The organism is Cupriavidus sp. 01T418, from assembly GCF_056398885.1.
Window position 1 is genome coordinate 1 of sequence record NZ_JBFTQG010000143.1, and the last position, 680, is coordinate 680.

Here is a 680-nt window from a genome sequence, read left to right on the forward strand (position 1 = left end):
GGCGGGGCGGCGGGCGTAGGGCAGATTGGCTTCCCCGTCCCGGCGTGGCACGGCGTCGCGAATAGCGTCGCGAATGGCGGCCAGTTCCACGGAGAGCGCCTTGAAGGCCGGCTCGCGGCACAGTCGGCTTTCCGTGGCGCCCGAAAGCAGGGCCAGCTCGCTCAGGCTGAGGCCGGGCCGCTGCTCGTGCAGGCGGCGGGCGTAGGGCAGATTGGCTTCCCCGTTCCGGCGCGGCACGGCGTCGCGAATGGCGGCCAGTTCAATGGGGAGCGCCTTGAAGGCCGGATCGCCGCGCAGTTGGCTTTCCATGGCACCCGAAAGCAGGGACAGCTCGTTCAGGCTGAGGCCGGGCCGCTGTTCGTGCAGTCGGCGGGCGTAGGGCAGACTGGCTTCCCCGTCCAGGCGCGGCACGGCGTCGCGAATGGCGACCAGTTCAACGGGGAGCGCCTTGAAGGCCGGCGCGCCGCGCAGTCGGCTTTCCGCGGCGCCCGAGAGCAGGGACAACTCGCTCAGGCTGAGGCCGGGCCGCTGCTCGTGCAGGCGGCGGGCGTAGGCCAGGCTGGCTTCCCCGTCCCGGCGCGGCACGGCGTCGCGAATGGCGGCCAATTCCACGGAGAGTGCCTTGAAGGCCGGCTCGCGGCGCAGTTGGCTTTCCGCCGCGCCCGAGAGCAGGGACAGCT

The 680-nt window shown here is 72.2% G+C and carries 1 protein-coding gene; it reads right to left on the minus strand.

Annotated elements, in window-relative coordinates:
• A partial coding sequence (locus AC1DQ3_RS36615) for a hypothetical protein (RefSeq protein ID WP_477124963.1) occupies positions 1–680 on the minus strand: 680 nt, incomplete at both ends.